Origin of the sequence: Rickettsia sp. Tenjiku01 (genome assembly GCF_001653015.1) — a bacterium.
GTDB lineage: Bacteria > Pseudomonadota > Alphaproteobacteria > Rickettsiales > Rickettsiaceae > Rickettsia > Rickettsia rickettsii.
The window spans coordinates 1-19,450 of sequence record NZ_BCMR01000001.1 but is presented as its reverse complement, the minus strand read 5'-3'; the positions used below and the strand labels follow the sequence as shown (position 1 = coordinate 19,450).

Below are 19,450 nucleotides of genomic sequence, written 5' to 3'. Positions count from 1 at the left end.
TGAGCTTTAAATCAAGCTATATTTAATAATCTGTGCTTTAACTTATATAATTTATCCATTTTATGTGCTAATTCATGGTTATGTGTTACCATAATAATTGCGGTATTTTGTTCTCTTGCTACTTTTAAAAATAAATTAAATACTTCATTTGTAGTTTTGGGATCTAAATTACCTGTCGGTTCATCTGCTAAAATAATTTTCGGCTTATTAATTAAGCTCCGCGCTATAGCGACCCGTTGTTGTTCTCCTCCCGATAATTCTCCAGGCATATTATAGAGTTTTTCCCCAAGCCCTAAATCATCTAATATCTTTGTTGCATCTTCTATTGCTTCTTTTTGATCAAGACCACTAATAAGCCTTGGCATAATAACATTTTCAAGAGCGGTAAAATCTTTAAGTAAGTGATGTTGTTGATAGATAAAACCTAAATAATGAAGACGAATGAGATGATATTTTTGATACTTGCTATTTGGTATGATGACTTGACCTTTTGTAGGTTTATCAAGCAAGCCGGCAATATGTAGTAAAGTTGATTTGCCGCTACCTGAAGAACCTATTATAGCGATTAATTCACCTTCATTAACCGTTAGATTAAGATCATCTAGTACTCTAACAATAGTTTTGCCTTGGCTGTAATGTTTTGAGATATTTTTTAAAATGAGGACTGTATTATTCATATCTTAGGGCATCCACGGGATTTAATTTTGAGGCTCTATAAGAAGGATAAATTGTCGCAAGAAAACACAATATTATAGATAAAGAGGTAATTAAAATAATATCCTCAGCTCTTACTTTTGAAGGTAAACTATAAAGAAAATAAATAGCTGCCTCAAAAATTTTAGTACCGGTTATACGCTCCAAATAATTCTTGATAGTTTGAATATTATAAGAAAAGGTAACACCAAGGATTACACCTAGTGTTGTGCCAAGTAATCCTATAAACATTCCGTTATAGATAAAAATAAGCATTATTTGCTTAGTGCTTGCTCCCATAGTTCTAAGAATTGCAATATCTGAAGTTTTATCTTTAACAAGCATAAATAAGCTTGAAATAATATTAAATGCGGCAACCGTAATAATTAAAGATAGAATAGTAAACATAGCCGTACGCTCAACAGCAAGAGCACTTAAAAATTGTGAATTTAAGGTTTGCCAATTAAATACATATAGGGTTGGACCTAAGAGTGATTGTATTTTATGTGAATATGTGAGAGCTTTATCGGGATCTAGACTATTAATTTCGATTAAATTAATATTGTGGCCGAGAGATAAGAAATTTTGTGCTGCGGTAAGCGGCATTAATATCGTTGTCAAATCATAATCATACATACCGCTATTGAAAATTGCTATAACTTTAAATTCTTTTGATCTTGGTATACTGCCAAAGGTGGTAGAAACTGAATTCGGTGAAATTAATCTAATCTTATCCCCAACGGTTACGCCTAAATTGCTTGCTAATTGTTCTCCGAGTGCTATTACGTTTTTGCCGTGAAAATTATCAAAACTACCAAAATTTACATTTTTAAAAATTTCATTTCTTACACTTAGATCCTTTAATTTCATACCTTTAACAAGCACACCGCTATTATTACTTTTACCAAGAGCCAAAGCTTGACCGTGAGCAATGAATGTTACATATTTTACATAATCTTGTTTTAGGAGTTTGGCTTTAATCTCTTCATAGTTATCAATACTACCATCTTGTCGATTTATCACTATATCCCCATTTAAGCCGATAATATTTTTAGTAAGCTCTATATGAAAACCGTTCATAACGGACATGACTACTATCAATGCTGCAACGCCGATCATGACGCCCACTAAAGAAAAGGCAGAAATAATAGAAACAAATTTTTCGTTTTTCTTAGCTCTAAAATATCTGAAAGCTATCTTGAAGATAAAATTGTTATTGATCATTTGTTTATTTTTTCTTACATCCGTGTCTAGGTTATTCCTGTGTGAATCAGCTTTTTTGTCATTGTGAACAGCCGTAGGCTGCGTGGCAATCTTATGAAATAATAACAAATTCCTGAGATTTTGTTGCGTCAACACTTACAGTTTTGCCTCACAATGATGACATAAAGACATCTACACGTTACTAGAAATCTCAAAGACTTTATCATACTTAAATAATTTAGGTAATGTTACTAACCCAAATAGCGTAACACTGGATATAGTAATGCCAAGAGGAGTAAAAGTACCGTTATATAAAAATCCTACTAATTGCAGCCCAAATGCCGTTAAAATCAATCTAGCCACAGTGAAAATAGCCGTCATACGAGCTTTACCGTTCGGAATAGCTTCTAAAAGCAATGGCCATAATATGTTAATCGGATATATCACGCCAAGAGATAATAATAAAGTAACTATTGTTATGGTTAAAGGATTATTAATATTATATACAACTAATATGCTATTGCCTAGTAGGAATAGTATTATAAATATAACTCCAAAATAGAAGCAATTTTTAATACCGAATTTTTTAAAGCAATAACCGCTTGAAAAGCTCATAATTGAGAATAGAGCTGCCATTGCTCCTTGATAAAGTCCGAAATATTCTAAAGTTACACCTAAATCTTGCATATATAAAATAGGAGCAATCCCAATAAATATCCAATATCCTTGTGCAAGAAATATCATTGTAAGTATATAATATATAGCTTTTGGCGATTTGAAGATAGGTATATATTCTTTTAAAGAAATACGTATTTTTTTTATTAACTTCTCTTTTTGGAATAAATAATATACCAAGAATTAGGCTGATCAAACCTACTATAAGCAACAAAATAAAATTGCCACGCCAGCCCCAAAATAAATTGACGTAGCTACCTATAAACGGTGCTATTGCCATAGAAAGGGCAATAGTGCCGTTTAAAATGCCCATGAATCTTTGCTGTTCTTGTACCGAATAAATATCGGCAAGAACAATATATACTAGCACTGCAACCGATGATATCCCGCATCCTTGCAAAAATCTTCCAAATAATATAACTGCATAATTATTTGCAAATACACAAAATAAACTACCAAGATTAAAAATCAGTAAACCGAGTATAATAATCGGTCTGCGTCCGTACCTATCTCCTAAATTACCGACTATAAGCGAAGTAATACAATAAGCAGTTAGATTAACACCAAGTAGTAACTCTGTCATAAAAGTTGAAAGGTTGAATGTATCTTGTATTTCAGGAAAACTTGGAATGAATAAATCTATTTCCGCTCCAGCGAGTATTTCCATGATGATTACGGTAATAATTAATTTCATAAGTAATTGTTAGTTTGAGGTTATTTTAGCAAAGTATTATTGAAGCCGAAAGCCTTGCGCGATGTCATCCCTTGCGAGGCATTGTTGCATAGATACCAAGTCGTCATTGCGAGCGAACGTTAGTGAGCATGGCAATCTCAGGAATTCTTCCCAAGATTGCTGCATCAATTTACTATTGTAAATTTTCTCGCAATGATGGAAAAACTGATCCACGCAACAACATTTTTGTGGGAATGACATAAATAAGGACGCAGGAATGGCAGCAAAGCCACACAACAAATTAGCTTTCTATATTCTTATAGCTTACAATAATTAGTGTATTGTTTTACTAAAGAAAGAATAAATGAATCTTTATACTCGTCTAGCAATTTTTATTTATCAGGAGTATATACATGATACGATAACAGGAAGACTGAAAGGAAGTGCAAGCAGAAACTTTTAGTAATATATGTTAAGAATAATGATTCCTAACATGTGGGACTATTAACAAAATAAATTTTAAAGCTAATTAAATTTATTTTTACTGCAAATTATAAGGCTTTTTTAAAATAGAATTAACTATTCCTTCAAAACTCTTATTAATGTTCACTAAAAATTCTTTTTAATTATCAATTAAAATTATTTTGTTAACAGTCCCCTATCAATTTTAAAAATTAATTAAAATCTTACTTATTAATTCCTAAAGCTTGTTTTTGAGTATCGGTAGTATTCTCCATTACCCACTTTTGGACATCAGGACTTAACATATTATACTGATCTGCTGTTAAACTAGCAACCCAAGCTTGTTGATCGTCAGTACTCATAGCTTGTATTTGGGTTGTTGTAACTGAAGCTGGGGCAGGCATTTGCATTGATGAAGCAAATACTGAGTTCGCGAAAGCTATAATTAATAAAATCTTTAATAAATTTTTCATTTTGTAAACCTTTTTTGTTTTGTAATTACGATTATAACAAAGCTATGGCAGCTTTCAAGCTAAATTATATTAAACATTTAAATTTTTTATACTAAGGAACTTTTATTGTAACAAATATATCAATTATATACTTTATTGTCATTCCCGCAACAGCGGGAATCCAGTAAAAAGCGTTCAGTATCATACCGTGGCTTGACCACAGGATCTTGTGTCACAGATTATGCTCTAAGATACCACGCTCAAGTCGTGGTATGACATTAAGGTTGACTGGATTCCTGCTTTCGCAGGAATAACATACCCCTTTATATTGTTAACTGCTCTCTGCAAATATTTCGATAAATTTCTGAGTTTTTAGATAAATCATTATGTGATCCTTCAGCGACTACTCCTCCTTTATCTATTACTAAAATATAATCAGCTGATTCTATACTACTAATTCGATGGGCAATTGATATAATAATGTTCCCTTTCATTATTTTTTTTATAGACTCTAGTAATTTCTGTTCGCTCATCGTATCTAAAGCACTCATTGCCTCATCAAGAAGCAAAATTTGCGGCATGCGTAGTAATGCTCTAGCAATAGCTATTCTTTGTTTCTGTCCTCCTGATAATCTAACCCCTCTTTCACCGATTTTAGCATTTATACCGTCATGAAGTTTAGCAGCAAATTCTTCTATTCCTGTAATTTTTATTATCTCATTTATTTCGTCGTCGCTTGCTTCATTATTACCGAATATAATATTTGATTTTATAGTGCCGGAAAAAATGCTAGCCTCTTGAGGAACATAGGCAATTAATTTACGAATTTCAGCAGGATTTAAAAGAGTTATATCTTGATTGTTAATAAGGATAGTGCCGTTTTCTTGCCGGTAAAAACGCAGCAGTAACTGTATCACAGTACTTTTTCCTGCACCTGATCTACCTACAATACCAAGAAACTTATTGGCATTTATCTTCAAAGACATATTATTAATAATCCTTAAATTAGGTCTTGAATGATAGGTAAAATCAACATTTTTGAATTCTATCGAGATTGGATCGGAATTATTTAATTCTAAATAATTAGTATGTGCTATAGGTGTCTTATCTATAATTGTAATTATTCTCTCAAGGGCTGTAACAGGTAAATGCATTTCGCTTAGTAGCTCAAAAATACCACCACAGCTAACTCCGGCGATAATCGCATAATAAATAAACGAGATAATTTGTCCCGCAGATAAATGACCTTTCACTATATCTGAAGCTCCGATCCAAACGACTAAAGTAATCGCAAGAAATATAACGGCTATTGAAATCGCAAAGAATAAAGCACGAATTTTTAAACGGGTTTTGCAGTATATTAAATAGTTTTGTAATTTAGTGTCAAAATCGGCAATTTTGTTTATTTGATGGTTAAAAGCATAAATAGCTCTAATATTATTAAAAGTTTCATCAATATCCGATGCTAAAAGTGACTTAGATTCTAGAGCTTTTTTAGATAAAACCTTAACATGCTTGCCAAATTTAATTAAAGGAATTAATAAGATAGGAATGGTAATAATTACTATAGAAGCGAGTTTAAAGCTTTCAAAAAACATTAATGTAATGCTGCCAATTAGCATCACCGAATTGCGAATAAAAAAAGATAAGAAATTAACGATGAGAGTAGATATTTGATCTATATCATTTGTTAGGCGTGAAATTATATCGCCGATTTTTAGTTCTTCAAACTCTTCAATTTCATAATTAATTAAATTATTATAAGCTTCTTTTCTTATTTGATTAACTGCCTTTTCAGCAACATTATTGATAAAATATGAACGAAAAAAACTAGCAATACTTAAGATGATAATTAATAAACAAATATATAATATAGATTTATCAACCGATAAAATATGGTCTTTGCTCAAGCCTTTATCAACTAAATTTCTAAAAACACTACCGATTAGTAATAATGAAGCTGATACGCTAAGTAAAGAGATCATAACGATGATCAAATCTTTTTTATAGAACCTTAGATATTTAGCTAGTCTATATAAAAGTTTGATATCCATAAGAAAAAAATGTCATTGCGAGCGACTGTAGACGTTGTTGCATGGATGTCAAATCGTCATTGCAAGGAGCGAAGCGACGTGGCAATCCAGAAAAATAACAAAAAAGTACTAATTTTAGTATTTTTTACTGGATTGTTTCGTCAATTACTTTGTAATTTTCTTCGCAATGATGATTTGGTAACCACACAACAATTCCAAAATATGGGGCGAGTGACGGGATTCGAACCCACGACCCTCAGAACCACAACCTGATGCTCTAACCAACTGAGCTACACCCGCCATAAATTAACAACATAAATTTAGATTATCAGAAGGAGTTAGTCAAGAATATTTATTGTATTAACATATATTATTTGACTTATATATTATAACTATATATAGTTACAACATCAGTATATAAAACTTATAAATAAATAAAGCTAAACAAAATCCTAAAGGATTAAGTTTCTCTGATTCATACTTTAATGACTAAGTGCGGTTAGCTTAAAGATAGGCAAAAAGGTAGCCATCAGATTTGGTACTTGCCCAAAGGAACTAGGTTATCTATTCACACTTTTGGAAATATGGTAAAAGAATATCAAGTTCGACCATTTTTAAACTTTGCAAAAGGAAATGAAGATGAAAACAAATGATACATTTGATGGGTTTACTATAGAACTTTTTAAAGATACGGATGGAGATTGGCTAGCAAGGTTTGAAGAGCTACCGAATGTATCAGCTTTTGGCAATTCGCCTGCAAAAGCACTGCAAGAATTACAACAAGCTTGGACTTTAATGAAAGAAAGTTATATAAGTCATAATCAATCTATCCCCTTAGCTCCGTCTAGGAAAGAGTATAGCGGACAGTTTAATGTTAGAGTAGATAAACGTGTGCATCGAGCTTTAGTACTTGAAGCACTTAGAGCAAAAATTAGTTTAAATGCTTTAGTATCTCAAAAATTAACTTTATCGGTAAAACAATGAAAAAAAAAGCAGTTATTTTATTAAGCGGTGGACCTGATTCTACTACGGTTCTTGAGATAGTTAGCAAAACGGATTATGAAATTTATGCTCTAAGTTTTAATTATCATAGACGCAATAGTCTGGAAGTCCAAAAAATCCAAGGATTAATTAAAGATTATAATGTAAAACAACATAGGGTTATTAATATTGATTTGCAGTCATTTATCGGTTCGGCATTGACTGATGATAATATAGATGTACCAAAATTTAAAAACACAGATCAATTACCAAGTGACATACCGGTTACTTATGTACCGGCACGTAATACAATATTTTTAAGCTACGCACTAGGAGTTGCTGAGGTTATAGGAGCTAGAGATATTTTTATTGGGGTACACACTAATGATTATACTAACTATCCTGATTGTCGTCCTGAATATATAAAATCTTTTGAAGCAATGGCAAATTTAGCAACTAGGGTAGGAGTAAATGGAGAAAAAATTACTATCCATGCTCCTTTAATAAATATGACCAAAGAGCAAATAATTAAAAAAGGGCTTGAGCTTCGAGTAGATTATAGTAAAACAATATCATGTTATGATCCAACAGAAGACGGTTTATCTTGTGGTCAATGTCTATCATGCATTGCACGACTTGATGCTTTTAAAAAGAATAATGTACAAGACCCGATTAAGTATGTATAATTATAGATATATACTCATAAATAAAATTAATAATAAAATAATATGAAGTAAATTTGTATACAAGGTGGAAACCGTTGTTCACCGTGTATACTTTTTATTTAAAAATCTTCTGTATAATATGAATATGCAATATTTCTATTATAGAAAAATAGTTAGTATATATGATAAATAGAGGACATTTATATGCCCCTTTTCCTGTGCTTGATTTAAACGATATAGTTTTACGAGAGTTAGTCGCGGAGGATGCACAAGATTATTTTAATTATATGAGTAAGCCGGAAATGGCTATTTATATAACTGATAGCAATAGGCCTAAAGACGTAGAAGAAGCCGGAGAGGAAATACGTTATTGGTCTAGTTTATATAAAAATCATAGAAGTTTTTATTGGGGCATTGCCATTAAAGACGATAATAAATTAATAGGTACTGCCGGTTTTAATATAATAAATCTAGAGCATCATAGAGCAGAAATAAGTTATGATCTAGATCCTAATTTTTGGGGTCAAGGTATGATGTTAAAATCTATAAAGAATATTTTAAAATTTGCTGATTATATTGGTATTATAAGAGTACAAGCAACAGTAATTACTGATAATTTTCGTTCAATTAATCTTCTTGAGAGATGCGGTTTTGCTAGGGAAGGAATTCTTAAAAAATACGAAATAGTTGCAAATGAGCATAAAGATTATTATATATACGCAAGAGTACTATAGTAAGAATTGTTAAAATAAACATAAAAAAGAAAGTTAATGGTAGTAGAAGCTGATAAAAAAGCATTGATTTGTTCGTTTTGTAGTAAAAAACAACATGAAGTAAAAAAACTGATAGCAGGTCCTGCAGTATTTATTTGTGATGAATGTATAGCTTTATGTACAGATATTATGAAAGAAGAAAATAAAGTTGCTTTAAAGCAAATTACTTCTTCAATTCCAACGCCGCAAAAAATATGTGGCATTCTAAATGATTATGTAGTTGGGCAAGATCACGCGAAAAAGATTTTAGCAGTAGCGGTTTATAACCATTATAAGAGGCTTGAATATGTACAATCCGGCAATAATGACGTTGAGCTTAATAAGTCGAATATCTTACTGATCGGTCCTACCGGTTCAGGAAAAACTTTACTTGCTCAAACGCTTGCTAAAATTTTAGACGTACCTTTTACTATGGCGGATGCTACTTCTTTAACGGAAGCCGGGTATGTTGGTGAAGATGTTGAGAATATATTACTACGTTTATTGATAGCATCTGAGTTTAATATAGCAAAAGCACAAAAAGGTATAATTTATATTGACGAGGTTGATAAAATTGCCCGTAAATCGCAGAATCCTTCTATTACACGGGATGTATCGGGTGAAGGAGTACAGCAGGCATTACTTAAAATTATGGAAGGAACAGTTGCTTCCGTGCCTCCTCAAGGTGGTAGGAAACACCCACAACAAGATTTCGTACAGTTAGATACTTCAAATATCTTATTTATTTGTGGTGGTGCTTTTATGGGGATTGATAGCATTATAACCTCAAGAACTAATCATAGTTCTATAGGCTTTGCAGCTAACGTAAATATAGATAAAGAGAAAAATAATAGTGAGATTCTTAAATCCCTAGAGATTGAGGATTTAACTAAATTTGGTTTAATTCCTGAATTTATCGGTAGATTACCCATCGTTACTACTTTAGATGAGTTAGACAAAGAAGCTTTAATTACAATTTTAAATAAGCCTAAGAACGCCATAGTAAAGCAATATCAGAAACAATTTGAGCTTGATGATGCTGAGCTTGTAATTGATGATTCAGCCTTAGAAGCTATTGCCGAAAAAGCTCTAGCTAAAAAGACGGGAGCAAGAGGACTTCGTTCAATACTTGAGCATCTTTTGCTTGATAGTATGTATAAAGTTGCCGAGCTAAAAAAACAGCGTGTTACTATTACAAAAGAGGTAGTTAACGGCTTAGTCGAACCGATAATGACCTCTCTCATTTCTACAAAATCAAACAAAAAACAACCGATTATTGCAGATATACCGGCGTAAATATTATTTCTTCTCTATGTCATTCCCGCGTAGGCGGGAATCCAGAAAAATAACTTCAATATTGATGTAAGAAGTTACACATGTGATAAAGTAAACATATACAACACAAGTTTTTTATATGTTTTACTGGATTCCCGCCTACGTGGGAATGACATAAACAAGCCTGCAACAAGACCTACGACTGCTCGCAATGATGGGTGGGTATCCACACAACAACGCCGGCTTGACCACGGGACAATACTAATTTAGTATAAAATTTATCCTAAACTAGTATTATAGCGGTTTAAATACCATTAAGAAAAAAATAATACTCAAACTGATAAATACCGGCCAGCCTAGATAGAATCATAATTTATAATATTTTTCCGGTAGGGGAATGCGCGGTTTTAATGTTTCAAGTGCCATATTTCGTAGTGGAATTTGAATCCATACCACCAGAAGCCAACAACTACCGGCGATTATGTATCCGATATAAGTTAAGGTAAGCAATTATAGCCAAGCATATTTACTAATATTATGTCGCTAACCGGTTGCATTATCACAGTTGGAGTAGTAAAAAGAAGATCAGCTATTGTAGTGCGAGCTGTATATGCTGTTGCATTCAAATCACCGGTTTTATTTGCCCACCACATAAAAAAAGCAGTACCAATTCCAGTACCAAATAAAGTGGTAGAGCTAATAATATGCATAGTTTTTATAAAAAGATAATCCATTATTTATCTCGTTCTATTGCCATGAATATTAAAGTAAGTAATATTACTGGAATATTTTTAAATATCGGACCAAGCGGATCTAGCCACAATATTGGCTTAAGATATGTTAATAGTAGAGTATAAGCTAGTTTTAATAAAATTTGTAAACTACATATCCTATTTATTTTATTTTTGATAATTAGTAGAATTCTAAGAATAATATCTGTAAAGCAACTGCCATATAATATGTAAGGTGCTATTTGTTTATCAAATCCTAGTGATATTATAATTTGCATACTAGCATCATAAACAAAAATGCTTGAAATAATTCCTGTCATTATCCAAAATAGTCCTAAGACAATTTTTATTATAGGTTTTAAAAAATAAAGCCTAGCGTGCCATATGGATTGTACGGTTAAAGGTTCGGTTGCAAAACCTTGTTGCAAGTTTCTAGGGATTATAGAAGTAAAATCGATAAAATCTTTTTTATCAGCAATATTAGGTTGAAGTAACATATTATACCCAGTAGAATTAATGGGTCCTATTTTTAGACAATCCCCTAATTTAGCTGCTATTTTAATGAATATTAAAGGAATTTTTATTAGTCTTCCATGACTCCAAGCCATCTTCTGAATCCAAGCAAGATATTCTTCATGTTCACTATGTCTGGTCCAACTATTTTTAATAATGTGTGGATTTTTCCTTCCCTTTCTATACAGTGAATAATTACTTTCGTTAAATCATCAATATGAATAGGTTGAAATTGTTGTAAACCATCACCTATTAAAGGAATAAAATACGGTAATGTTGCAAGAGCCCTAAATAGCAAGGTACCACCATAACAACCGCTTGCGTAAACAAGAGACGGTTGTAAAATTACCCAGTCTATATTTCTAATTTTTGTAAATATTCTTCAGCTGCTTTTTTAGTTAAAGCATAAGCAGTGTTTTTTTCATCATCTATTCTAAGAGCTGAAATATGAATAATTCTTTGTACGTTAGTAAGGGTGCAAGCCTTAAATAGCGCCTTTGGATCATTGACATGAACATTGCCAATATTATTGCATGACTAGACGTTAACACACCTGATACATTAATAACTATATCTATGTTATTTAATCTATTTATCCAGTTTTGTGGTGTTAGGTCTATATTAAAATCACAGTATATCACTTCTGCAGTAGGGAATTTTTCCTGGTCGATTCAACATCTCTAACACAGCATATTACTTTATAATTATTCTTTAATAATTCAGCTGTAATATATGATCCAATAAAGCCGTTAGTTCCTGTTACTAGTATTCTCATTATAATATAAACGATTCAGGTACTGACATTTTTTATATCACTAATCAGATCCTGTTGCCAATAGAAGATAAAAAAGGATATGTTATGTCCACAACTATTGTTTTTTTGGTTAAAAACTTTTATAACCCAATCCTCTTCTCTCTTATCATAAACTGGGGTTGCTCGTGTGTGACTTTAATGTTAAAATAATTAAAGATTATATAATGATTATATATAAAAGATTTGAATAAATATTAAGAGATGTTTATATTTTTAATATTTATTTAATTGAAATTATGAGTAATAAACTAGAAGTAATAATACAATATTATAATGATATATCAAATTTAGGCGTAAGATTATGGAAAACTACTACAGCACTTGCTAGTTTTAATTTAGGTGAGGTATGGACAATATGGTTCTGTGATAAAAAATTTTAAAGATCTACTGACACTAGATCAAAGTTTAATTTATACTCAATCTTTAGAAACAATGTGAAGTAAAGTAGCCGCTACCGGAAAGTATCAAGATAATAATATTGATCATTCTCAATGGAGCCATTGTTTTGAAGAGCTAAATAATCGAGATCATTTTTTATGTATAAAGCTACAGAAGTTAATAGGAGTAGAAAACAAGAATATCATTGATGCTATGCTAGATGATATAGGGGATATAAATTCATTAGATTTTAGTACCCTAGTTACTAAAGTCCAAGTGTTTTTAAAAAATAATTTAGATCAATCTGAACACTTGATTAAAGCAGCCAAAGAAATCGATGCTATGGCATATCCTCTGACGAGAGAATATTTTTTATATCGCTATATAGCTAAAGCAATATTACTTACAAATACTTTAAATGCGCCTTCCTCGTATGAAAACGCGTTTAATATAGTAAAAAAAGCTCATTTAATTTTTGCAAATTATCTTAATTCATTAGAGTAAAGTCTTACTAGAATAGAAAAAGCTAGTGATAAGTATAATGAAGATCACAAAATTGCTTCTTGGTTAACCGAAAAATCAGCTTTAGTTAGTAATCATTCAGGTAAAATAGCAATTACTTATGTTTCTCTTATAGTGGGTGTAATTGCTTTACGTTCATATGTAATTGACGAAAAGGATCCTTGGTATGAATTATGTGCTTTACCGATCACTAGCCTTGCGATGTTACAAATTTTATTATCTTTCCCGGTACGGTCTTATCAAATAGACAAACTAAAGAGGTGAATAATAATATGTTTCAAGCATTAGAAAATAACAATGACAATGCTGAAGATGTTAAATTTTTATTTGATCATACTCCAAGCTTTGCTAATGATGCCGTAAATACAACTGCGATTTGTTTTAGATATGCTGCTAATTTAGGGTTGCAGCCTATTGATTTATTAAATAATAATACTATTTAATCGTATAATTGTATATACGGGCTTTACGATGGTATACAGTTGCAGGAGTAGTAGAAGAACAAAGTAAAGTTACAAATTTTATGCAAAATAAATTAATTAAATTTTTGCATGATAAAATTGTACCGGCTTTAATTGAGCATAAGAAATTTACAGCTGAAGAAATTAAACCATATTTTCAGTTACTATATAAACATTCCAAAACAGATAAGAATACGCAAATAAAACTTCAGGCAATATATAATAAACTTACCAATCAAGATATAGATTTTAACAATATTGAATCAGACATTAGTATCTATCATGGATGGAAGAGTACTGCTATATGTTCGGCAATAGCCACACTGATTTTGGATTATATCTGTTTTTATTTTCGTAATCCAGCATTAGAATTTTATGAAGATCCAATGTTTTATGTATCAACTTCTGTTAAATTCATGTGTCTTGTTTCTTTATATTAGTATCAACATATTATGGCAATAAAGTTATAGAAAATATCACCAACAAAACATTAACTAATGATGTGTTTTTTCAAAAGTGTTACTATAATGATGCGGCAAGATTGACCGTAGCGATAGTACCTTTAATAATGTTTGAGTCTATTAAAGATTTAAAATTCTTAAGTCTTGCAACTTTAATAGATGTTTTAACAACTGTTATATTGGATTTCAATGTCGGCAAGGCAATTAGTAGTGCAGGCAAGAATATTGCCGAGAAAACCGCTACTACCCTTACTTGGCTTAAAAGGTTACCTCAGGCACAAACGATGATACAGTTATTGATATTAATCCTACAGAAGAAGTACCATGCTTAGAGGTTTTGTGGACACTGCTAATTGGTTTGCTATTTTGCAGCAAAAAATAGCCAAAATTAAATCTTTTTAGAAATGTCCACAAAACCTCGATTAAGGTTGTATAATTTACGTTATTTAATGTGCTCTTCCCATTTCAAATATAATTGAATCTTCAGAATTAAGTGTTGCATATATTAAAAAAGGCGAGGTGACATAGGACTGCACTTCGCTATGCATAAAAGCTTGGTACATTATCAATCTCTAAAGTAAAGTTTTTGCTATATTCAAGAAGTTTTTGAGCAGCTTTTAAGTGTATCAAACAACCTGTAGTTGTATTAAAGTAACCACCATAACTTATCTTCTTTAAATACGGATTATTGTAAATATTATAAAATATTTTGTTTTTAGAATATGACAAGGACAAATAAATTAAATCCCAGTCGGTAGGTAAATGCTTAAGCATTGTTAAAAATTTATTACGGAAATCGTCATTTAGTATAGCATCATCTTCTATTATTAGGGCATAAGGTATATTGTCTTTAACCATTTTAAGCCAAATTTCTCTATGGTTACAATAACAACCGAGTTCACCTGCCGTTAAAGTATGATTTAATATTTTGCTATCGGAATAATAATTTATATTTTCCGAAGGACAAAGTACAGTATAACCGTTATTAAGGGATAAAAGAGCAGGGTTATTTTTTACATCTAATCCGGTAAATCTTTTTCCCCCTGAATTTGTCATAGATAAATTATAACCGTCTACTGCACTAAACCTTTCATAGAATAAATTATTATTGTCGCATTGTTTACTATAATAAAAATTTTAATATCTTTTGCTTCAAGTGGAGCAAGAACCTATTTGATAAGTTTTTAAAAATATAAAAAGCAATGATAAACAAATAATTATAATTGATATTATAAAAAGAATTTTTAATTTGTATTTAATAAAGGTAATTTTTTTCTTAATTTTTCTTTTACTGCGATGTAATTATTTTCTGAAACCGGTACAATCTTATTATTATATATCTTATAATATTTTTCATCATCTTTATCAACAGAAATAATATAATTATATAAATCTTCTTCTGAATAATCTTTAGCAAATATTACTGAATTAGGGTTTACATCTTTTATATAACTTTTATCTGCATAATATATAATAGGTACTGCTCCTGCTAAATAAGCTTGAAAAGGTTTTGCAGTAACATACCCCTCATATGTTTTATTTTCAAAAGCAATAACAAATTTACATTTAGATAACCATTCACGAGTTTTTTCTTTTGGTATAATTGTAGATTCAGTATTTAAATATTTACTGCCGCTTACTACTTTTTTATACAGCGACAATTTATGAAAAAATCGATTTCTTGCTATGCAGCCGTCGTTCTCAGGATCTTCTATACCGTTAGAGACTAAGCAACAAGCAAAATACGTTTTGTTCGGATTGTATTTTGAGCGTTTATATTCAAGTACTGATGTCATTAGTACAATATATATAATATACAGGTATTCTTATATAATTTGGATGATCTATATAATCAAAACCTATAGATATATCATAATTTTCTAGTTTTGGTCTAACGGATTCACCGGTAAAAAATATCTTTATACTATCTTTATTACTAATAGTTCTTTGACCAAAAACACTATAAATAATAAGGTCATAATTGTTATGATCTATAACAATTGTTCTCGTTTTCTTTAATGATTTCTTTTATCATCGGTAGCTCGTCTATTGTAAAGCACGGCCACATATTAATAAGGCTCACTCTTATAGCATGTTTGTTTTCTTTTTTAGGAGCTTTAATCTTATATGCTTACACATAGTAACAATATGGCTATACACATTATGGAAAGTTTTTTTAACATTTAAATTACCTATTACGAGAAAAATTTATTTATAATTTTTCTGCTATTTGTGGTGGATTTTCTGCTTCCACTTCAATAATCTCAGATTTAGAGGAAACGATTTGATAACGCTCTAAGGTAGCCGGCATGGCTTTATTCCCTGAATCAATACCGAGTTTTTGAATATTCTTTACTCTTGACATAAAATTACGATTAAATGAGGCAGCAAATTTATCGTAATTAGTAACCATATTATGCAGGTTATTACCGATCTTTTGAGAATAATCTGCCATAGTACCGATGGAGCTTAATAGCTTTCTCACTTCTTCAATGATTACCTTATAATTTTCTGAGCGGCGATGATCGGTAATTTGAAATTTTGCAAATGATAGCATATTCATAAGTCCGCTAGGTCCTACCGGAAAGATATTACAGCCCCAAGCTTTTTGTAAAAATTCAGGGTCGGCTGCAATAACTTTCTCAACCGCTTGTTCAGTCGGCAAAAACATTAGAGTAAGAACATTGTTAAAGCTCTGATCCTTTTTGTTTAGATTAGTTAAAATATTTGCGGCATATTCTTTATTCGCCAAAGATTTTAAATGGTAATTCATAGTTTTATTAAGACTCATGTTATTATCTTGCTTGTCTACAAGAAACTTTGAAGCTTTAGAATCAATAACCATTAAATTACCGGAAGGAAGAAAAATGAGCGCATCAGGTCTTAGCTTTCCGCTATCTAATGTAGTTAGACCGTATTGCATAATGAAATCTAAATTAGGACGTAAGCCCGAAGATTTTAAGATATTCTCAAGGGTAATCTCAGCAAGTAGCCCCGCCCCGATCGGAGAAAGCAGAGACTGTTTTATCAAATCAACCGTACCTTTTGATTGCTCTATATCTTTATTTAATGCTCCCACCATCGTAATTAACCGTTCAAACTCACTATTAAATTTTCCTGAAGCAGTAGCGATATTTTTCTCGGCTAGCTCTCTTGCCGCCGTGTTTTCCATTTTATGTATCGCTATTAATTGCTTAGACAAATCTTGACCTAAATCAAATAACGCAGCTTTAGCCGATGAAAATGACTCTTCTCTTATTTTTTCTGAATCCTTAATAGTCTGTGCTTGATATTCTATTTTACACTGCAATTGCTCAATTTTCTGTAAATATCCTATCTTTTCTTGATTTAATAATTGGTTGTTATTGCTAATTTCTAGATTCTGCTCTGATAAAAATTGTAGCTGTGTCCTTAAGGTTTGAGTTTTTACATAAAACCAAATTATTAGCGCTAATAAAATAAGTAGCGTAGTTATAATAGTGGGTAATAAATAAGGCATAGAATGAAGCAAAGTTTAATGTTAAATAATACTAAAGTACCGCATAATTTGCACTAATTATTTTGGTATTGCCTAGAAAAGGTTGATATAGTCATTGTGAGTTACTGCAGGTGTTGTTGCATGGCTCGTTTTATGTCATGCCTGCGGCAGGTCTTGTTGTGTGGACCGAAAAACCCGTTCGGTGTTATGTCGTCGCTTGACCACAATATCCAAAAACACAACTTAAAATACTAAAATTTTAATGTTTTAAACTGGATCCCGCGATCAAGTCGCGGGATGACAATTAGGAAACTGGTCCACGCAACAAAGCATTCCCGCTTTCGTGGGAATGACATCGGAAGGCTAAACTATAAAACAACTTTTTCTAGGCAATGCTCAATTTCAATACTACAAGTAAGACTATTTCGATATTAGCCTATAATATTTTTATAAACTTATAGAAATATTATAATGGATAGGTTACATAAAAAGCAAGTTGAAGAATATCTAACAAATTACGGTAAGCTTGTATTTATAAGCGGAGTAAGGCAAGTAGGAAAAACTACAGTATCAAAACAAGTAATTAAGCCTAATCCTAATTCAATTTACCTAAATTGGGATTCTCTAGAAGATAGAAATAAAATCTTAAACAAACACACCGAACTTTTTAAAAATCTACTTTCTACTATATCCGATAAGAAACCGTGCTTAATATTAGATGCAATTCATAAATATAAAGATTGGAAAAATCTTGTAAAAGGATTTTATGATAAATTCGGAGAAAATATTGAATTTATTATAACAGGTAGTGCCAAATTAAATATATATAAAAAAGGCGGTGATAGCCTAATGGGACGTTATATAAGTTTAACCGTGCATCCGTTATCGGTATCTGAAATAGCTACAAATTTTGATAATGACATTGATGATATAAAAAGCCCCAAAAATATCACTATAGATGAATTTGAAGCTTTAATAAATTTTGGAGGATTTGCAGAAAGTTATTTAAAAGCAACTGCTAAATTTCATAGAATATGGAGTAATCAAAGATTCGAGCAATTATTTAGAGAAGATGTAAGACATACTGAAGATATCAACAATATTTATGCGTTAGAATTACTTGCTAGCATTATAAATGAGCAAGCAGGCTCATTAATAAGCCATACAAACCTTGCTAACAAAGTTAGAGTTTCAGACCAAACAATAAGAAGATGACTCTCTTTGCTAGAAAAGCATTATTATTGTTTTGCTATCAAACCTTGGTCTAAAAATGTTGTAAAAAGTTTGATAAAAGAGCCCCAAATTTACCTTTGGGATTGGTTGCAAATAAAAGATATAGGAACGAGATTTGGAAATCTTGTAGCTTCTCACCTTTTAAAAGCCGTATATTTTTGGAACGAAACAGGGCTTGGTGATTTTGGTTTATACTATCTGCGTGATAAACAAAAACGTGAAGTCGATTTAGTAATAACAAAAGATAACCAACCGTGGATTTTAGTGGAAGCGAAAGTAAGTGACTCAACTGTTTCTGCAAGCTTAAAATATTTTCATGAATTACTTAACCCTGAGTTTAGTTTTCAAGTAATTCAAAATAAACAAGCTATTTTGGACTCTTGCTTTGATAAACCGGGTTTATGGATAGTACCGGCTATTACTTTCTTATCTCAACTTGTTTGATATGAATTTTTGCAAAAAAGGTAATCTAGGCAAATGTAAATCATATGACTATTTCGTTGCTTAGAAATAGTCATTACCAATTCGACATTTAATTATAAGCTGTATCCTCGCACATACCACTAAATGTAGCTGAATTGACTATATTCACTTTATCTTCTAGCGGTCCGAGTGGCTGAGCCGGTTTTAACAATTCCGGCGTTAATATAAATTTAGTTTTTTTCTCGATATTCGATAAAAAAGGTAAATGTAAACTATGAGGGCTGTATATTATTGCATATTTATCCCATTCTAGATATTGTCTATTCAAATTCTCTTTATATTCAGATGGCCCATATACTTCTATACTACCAAATTTATATTTTTTTAAAGGATATAGCTCATAATCATAAAAAAAATCATTTGGATATTTATTACGCATACTTTGATTAAAATGAACAAATTTATCATTTTCTTTATGAAATACGAAAATATCTAAGCATCTTTCTCCGCAAATTACATAAATTTTATTATGTTTAACACGATATCCTAATTGTTCAAATTGCGGTAATATT

The 19,450-nt window shown here is 31.2% G+C and carries 22 protein-coding genes, 1 tRNA gene and 4 pseudogenes; 11 read left to right on the top strand and 16 right to left on the bottom strand.

What is annotated here, in order from left to right:
- Positions 1-11: 11 nt before the first annotated feature.
- The 6 genes and pseudogenes from TENJIKU01_RS00120 to TENJIKU01_RS00095 all read right to left on the bottom strand — a co-directional run bounded on the left by TENJIKU01_RS00120 (position 12) and on the right by TENJIKU01_RS00095 (position 6,491).
- Positions 12-677 carry an ABC transporter ATP-binding protein gene (locus TENJIKU01_RS00120; RefSeq protein ID WP_064428735.1) on the bottom strand — a complete coding sequence of 222 codons (666 nt, stop codon included), beginning with the start codon at positions 675-677 and terminating at the stop codon, positions 12-14.
- Complete coding sequence (locus TENJIKU01_RS00115) at positions 670-1,917, bottom strand: lipoprotein-releasing ABC transporter permease subunit (RefSeq protein ID WP_064428777.1); 1,248 nt, start codon at positions 1,915-1,917, stop codon at positions 670-672. The genes TENJIKU01_RS00120 and TENJIKU01_RS00115 overlap by 8 nt, the downstream gene beginning before the upstream one ends.
- A gap of 171 nt (positions 1,918-2,088) precedes the next feature.
- Positions 2,089-3,265 (bottom strand): annotated as a pseudogene (locus TENJIKU01_RS00110) (multidrug effflux MFS transporter).
- A 665-nt stretch (positions 3,266-3,930) separates the two neighbouring features.
- Positions 3,931-4,179, bottom strand: coding sequence for a DUF2673 domain-containing protein (locus tag TENJIKU01_RS00105; protein ID WP_064428734.1), 249 nt, complete (start codon positions 4,177-4,179; stop codon positions 3,931-3,933).
- Between the two features lie 302 nt (positions 4,180-4,481).
- On the bottom strand, positions 4,482-6,212 hold the full coding sequence (locus TENJIKU01_RS00100) for an ABC transporter ATP-binding protein (protein WP_064428733.1): 1,731 nt from the start codon (positions 6,210-6,212) through the stop codon (positions 4,482-4,484).
- 202 nt (positions 6,213-6,414) lie between these two features.
- A tRNA-His gene (locus TENJIKU01_RS00095) sits at positions 6,415-6,491 on the bottom strand.
- A 339-nt stretch (positions 6,492-6,830) separates the two neighbouring features.
- On the opposite strand from TENJIKU01_RS00095, the gene TENJIKU01_RS00090 reads away from it, so the two are divergent.
- From TENJIKU01_RS00090 to clpX, 4 genes are all read left to right on the top strand, one after another.
- Positions 6,831-7,175 (top strand): type II toxin-antitoxin system HicB family antitoxin, encoded by a 345-nt coding sequence (locus TENJIKU01_RS00090; protein ID WP_064428732.1) that lies wholly within the window; start codon positions 6,831-6,833, stop codon positions 7,173-7,175.
- A complete protein-coding gene (queC, locus tag TENJIKU01_RS00085; protein ID WP_064428731.1) occupies positions 7,172-7,858 on the top strand; it encodes a 7-cyano-7-deazaguanine synthase QueC in 687 nt (228 codons plus the stop codon). Before TENJIKU01_RS00090 ends, queC begins: the two co-directional genes overlap by 4 nt.
- Before the next feature lie 161 nt (positions 7,859-8,019).
- Positions 8,020-8,571 (top strand): GNAT family N-acetyltransferase, encoded by a 552-nt coding sequence (locus tag TENJIKU01_RS00080; RefSeq protein WP_014363222.1) that lies wholly within the window; start codon positions 8,020-8,022, stop codon positions 8,569-8,571.
- A 36-nt stretch (positions 8,572-8,607) separates the two neighbouring features.
- Positions 8,608-9,885, top strand: a complete 1,278-nt coding sequence (gene clpX / locus TENJIKU01_RS00075; RefSeq protein ID WP_064428730.1) for an ATP-dependent Clp protease ATP-binding subunit ClpX — start codon at positions 8,608-8,610, stop codon at positions 9,883-9,885.
- A gap of 345 nt (positions 9,886-10,230) precedes the next feature.
- On the opposite strand, the gene TENJIKU01_RS10035 is transcribed toward clpX, so the two are convergent.
- From TENJIKU01_RS10035 to TENJIKU01_RS09215, 5 genes are all read right to left on the bottom strand, one after another.
- Positions 10,231-10,320, bottom strand: a complete 90-nt coding sequence (locus TENJIKU01_RS10035; RefSeq protein ID WP_255374141.1) for a hypothetical protein — start codon at positions 10,318-10,320, stop codon at positions 10,231-10,233.
- 41 nt (positions 10,321-10,361) lie between these two features.
- Entirely contained in the window at positions 10,362-10,598 is a 237-nt protein-coding gene (locus tag TENJIKU01_RS10030; RefSeq protein WP_255374137.1) for a DUF2269 family protein, read from the bottom strand.
- Positions 10,598-11,092 (bottom strand): DoxX-like family protein, encoded by a 495-nt coding sequence (locus TENJIKU01_RS08710; RefSeq protein WP_064428776.1) that lies wholly within the window; start codon positions 11,090-11,092, stop codon positions 10,598-10,600. Before TENJIKU01_RS08710 ends, TENJIKU01_RS10030 begins: the two co-directional genes overlap by 1 nt.
- Positions 11,093-11,178: 86 nt before the next feature.
- On the bottom strand, positions 11,179-11,406 hold the full coding sequence (locus TENJIKU01_RS09220; protein ID WP_227779743.1) for a hypothetical protein: 228 nt from the start codon (positions 11,404-11,406) through the stop codon (positions 11,179-11,181).
- A gap of 339 nt (positions 11,407-11,745) precedes the next feature.
- Positions 11,746-11,883 (bottom strand): NAD-dependent epimerase/dehydratase family protein, encoded by a 138-nt coding sequence (locus TENJIKU01_RS09215; protein WP_227779740.1) that lies wholly within the window; start codon positions 11,881-11,883, stop codon positions 11,746-11,748.
- Positions 11,884-12,158: 275 nt separating this feature from the next.
- On the opposite strand from TENJIKU01_RS09215, the gene TENJIKU01_RS08705 reads away from it, so the two are divergent.
- From TENJIKU01_RS08705 to TENJIKU01_RS10385, 5 genes and pseudogenes are all read left to right on the top strand, one after another.
- Complete coding sequence (locus TENJIKU01_RS08705) at positions 12,159-12,302, top strand: hypothetical protein (protein ID WP_172794993.1); 144 nt, start codon at positions 12,159-12,161, stop codon at positions 12,300-12,302.
- Between the two features lie 211 nt (positions 12,303-12,513).
- Entirely contained in the window at positions 12,514-12,804 is a 291-nt protein-coding gene (locus TENJIKU01_RS09210) for a hypothetical protein (RefSeq protein WP_227779739.1), read from the top strand.
- A gap of 290 nt (positions 12,805-13,094) precedes the next feature.
- Positions 13,095-13,265, top strand: coding sequence for a hypothetical protein (locus TENJIKU01_RS08700; protein ID WP_172794991.1), 171 nt, complete (start codon positions 13,095-13,097; stop codon positions 13,263-13,265).
- An 80-nt stretch (positions 13,266-13,345) separates the two neighbouring features.
- A complete protein-coding gene (locus TENJIKU01_RS00040) occupies positions 13,346-13,723 on the top strand; it encodes a hypothetical protein (protein WP_227779737.1) in 378 nt (125 codons plus the stop codon).
- A 128-nt stretch (positions 13,724-13,851) separates the two neighbouring features.
- Positions 13,852-14,126, top strand: a pseudogene (locus TENJIKU01_RS10385) (hypothetical protein).
- A gap of 158 nt (positions 14,127-14,284) precedes the next feature.
- On the opposite strand, the pseudogene TENJIKU01_RS06790 reads toward TENJIKU01_RS10385, so the two are convergent.
- The 4 genes and pseudogenes from TENJIKU01_RS06790 to TENJIKU01_RS00020 form a co-directional block, all read right to left on the bottom strand.
- A pseudogene (locus TENJIKU01_RS06790) lies at positions 14,285-14,809 on the bottom strand (glycosyltransferase family 25 protein); the annotation flags it as partial.
- Positions 14,810-14,988: 179 nt separating this feature from the next.
- Complete coding sequence (locus TENJIKU01_RS00025) at positions 14,989-15,540, bottom strand: glycosyltransferase family 10 domain-containing protein (protein WP_064428728.1); 552 nt, start codon at positions 15,538-15,540, stop codon at positions 14,989-14,991.
- The gene (locus TENJIKU01_RS08695) at positions 15,524-15,712 is read right to left on the bottom strand and encodes a hypothetical protein (protein WP_255374140.1); all 189 of its coding nucleotides are present in this window, start codon (positions 15,710-15,712) and stop codon (positions 15,524-15,526) included. The genes TENJIKU01_RS00025 and TENJIKU01_RS08695 overlap by 17 nt, the downstream gene beginning before the upstream one ends.
- Before the next feature lie 244 nt (positions 15,713-15,956).
- Complete coding sequence (locus TENJIKU01_RS00020; RefSeq protein WP_064428727.1) at positions 15,957-17,243, bottom strand: DNA recombination protein RmuC; 1,287 nt, start codon at positions 17,241-17,243, stop codon at positions 15,957-15,959.
- Between the two features lie 450 nt (positions 17,244-17,693).
- Between TENJIKU01_RS00020 and TENJIKU01_RS09200 the strand changes: the two genes are divergently transcribed.
- Both TENJIKU01_RS09200 and TENJIKU01_RS09195 read left to right on the top strand, forming a co-directional pair.
- Positions 17,694-18,437 carry an ATP-binding protein gene (locus TENJIKU01_RS09200; RefSeq protein WP_227779733.1) on the top strand — a complete coding sequence of 248 codons (744 nt, stop codon included), beginning with the start codon at positions 17,694-17,696 and terminating at the stop codon, positions 18,435-18,437.
- Positions 18,438-18,443: 6 nt separating this feature from the next.
- Positions 18,444-18,899: a DUF4143 domain-containing protein gene (locus tag TENJIKU01_RS09195; RefSeq protein ID WP_227779731.1), complete on the top strand. Its 456-nt coding sequence runs from the start codon at positions 18,444-18,446 to the stop codon at positions 18,897-18,899.
- Positions 18,900-18,987: 88 nt separating this feature from the next.
- On the opposite strand, the pseudogene TENJIKU01_RS00005 reads toward TENJIKU01_RS09195, so the two are convergent.
- Positions 18,988-19,450: pseudogene (locus TENJIKU01_RS00005) on the bottom strand (hypothetical protein); the annotation flags it as partial.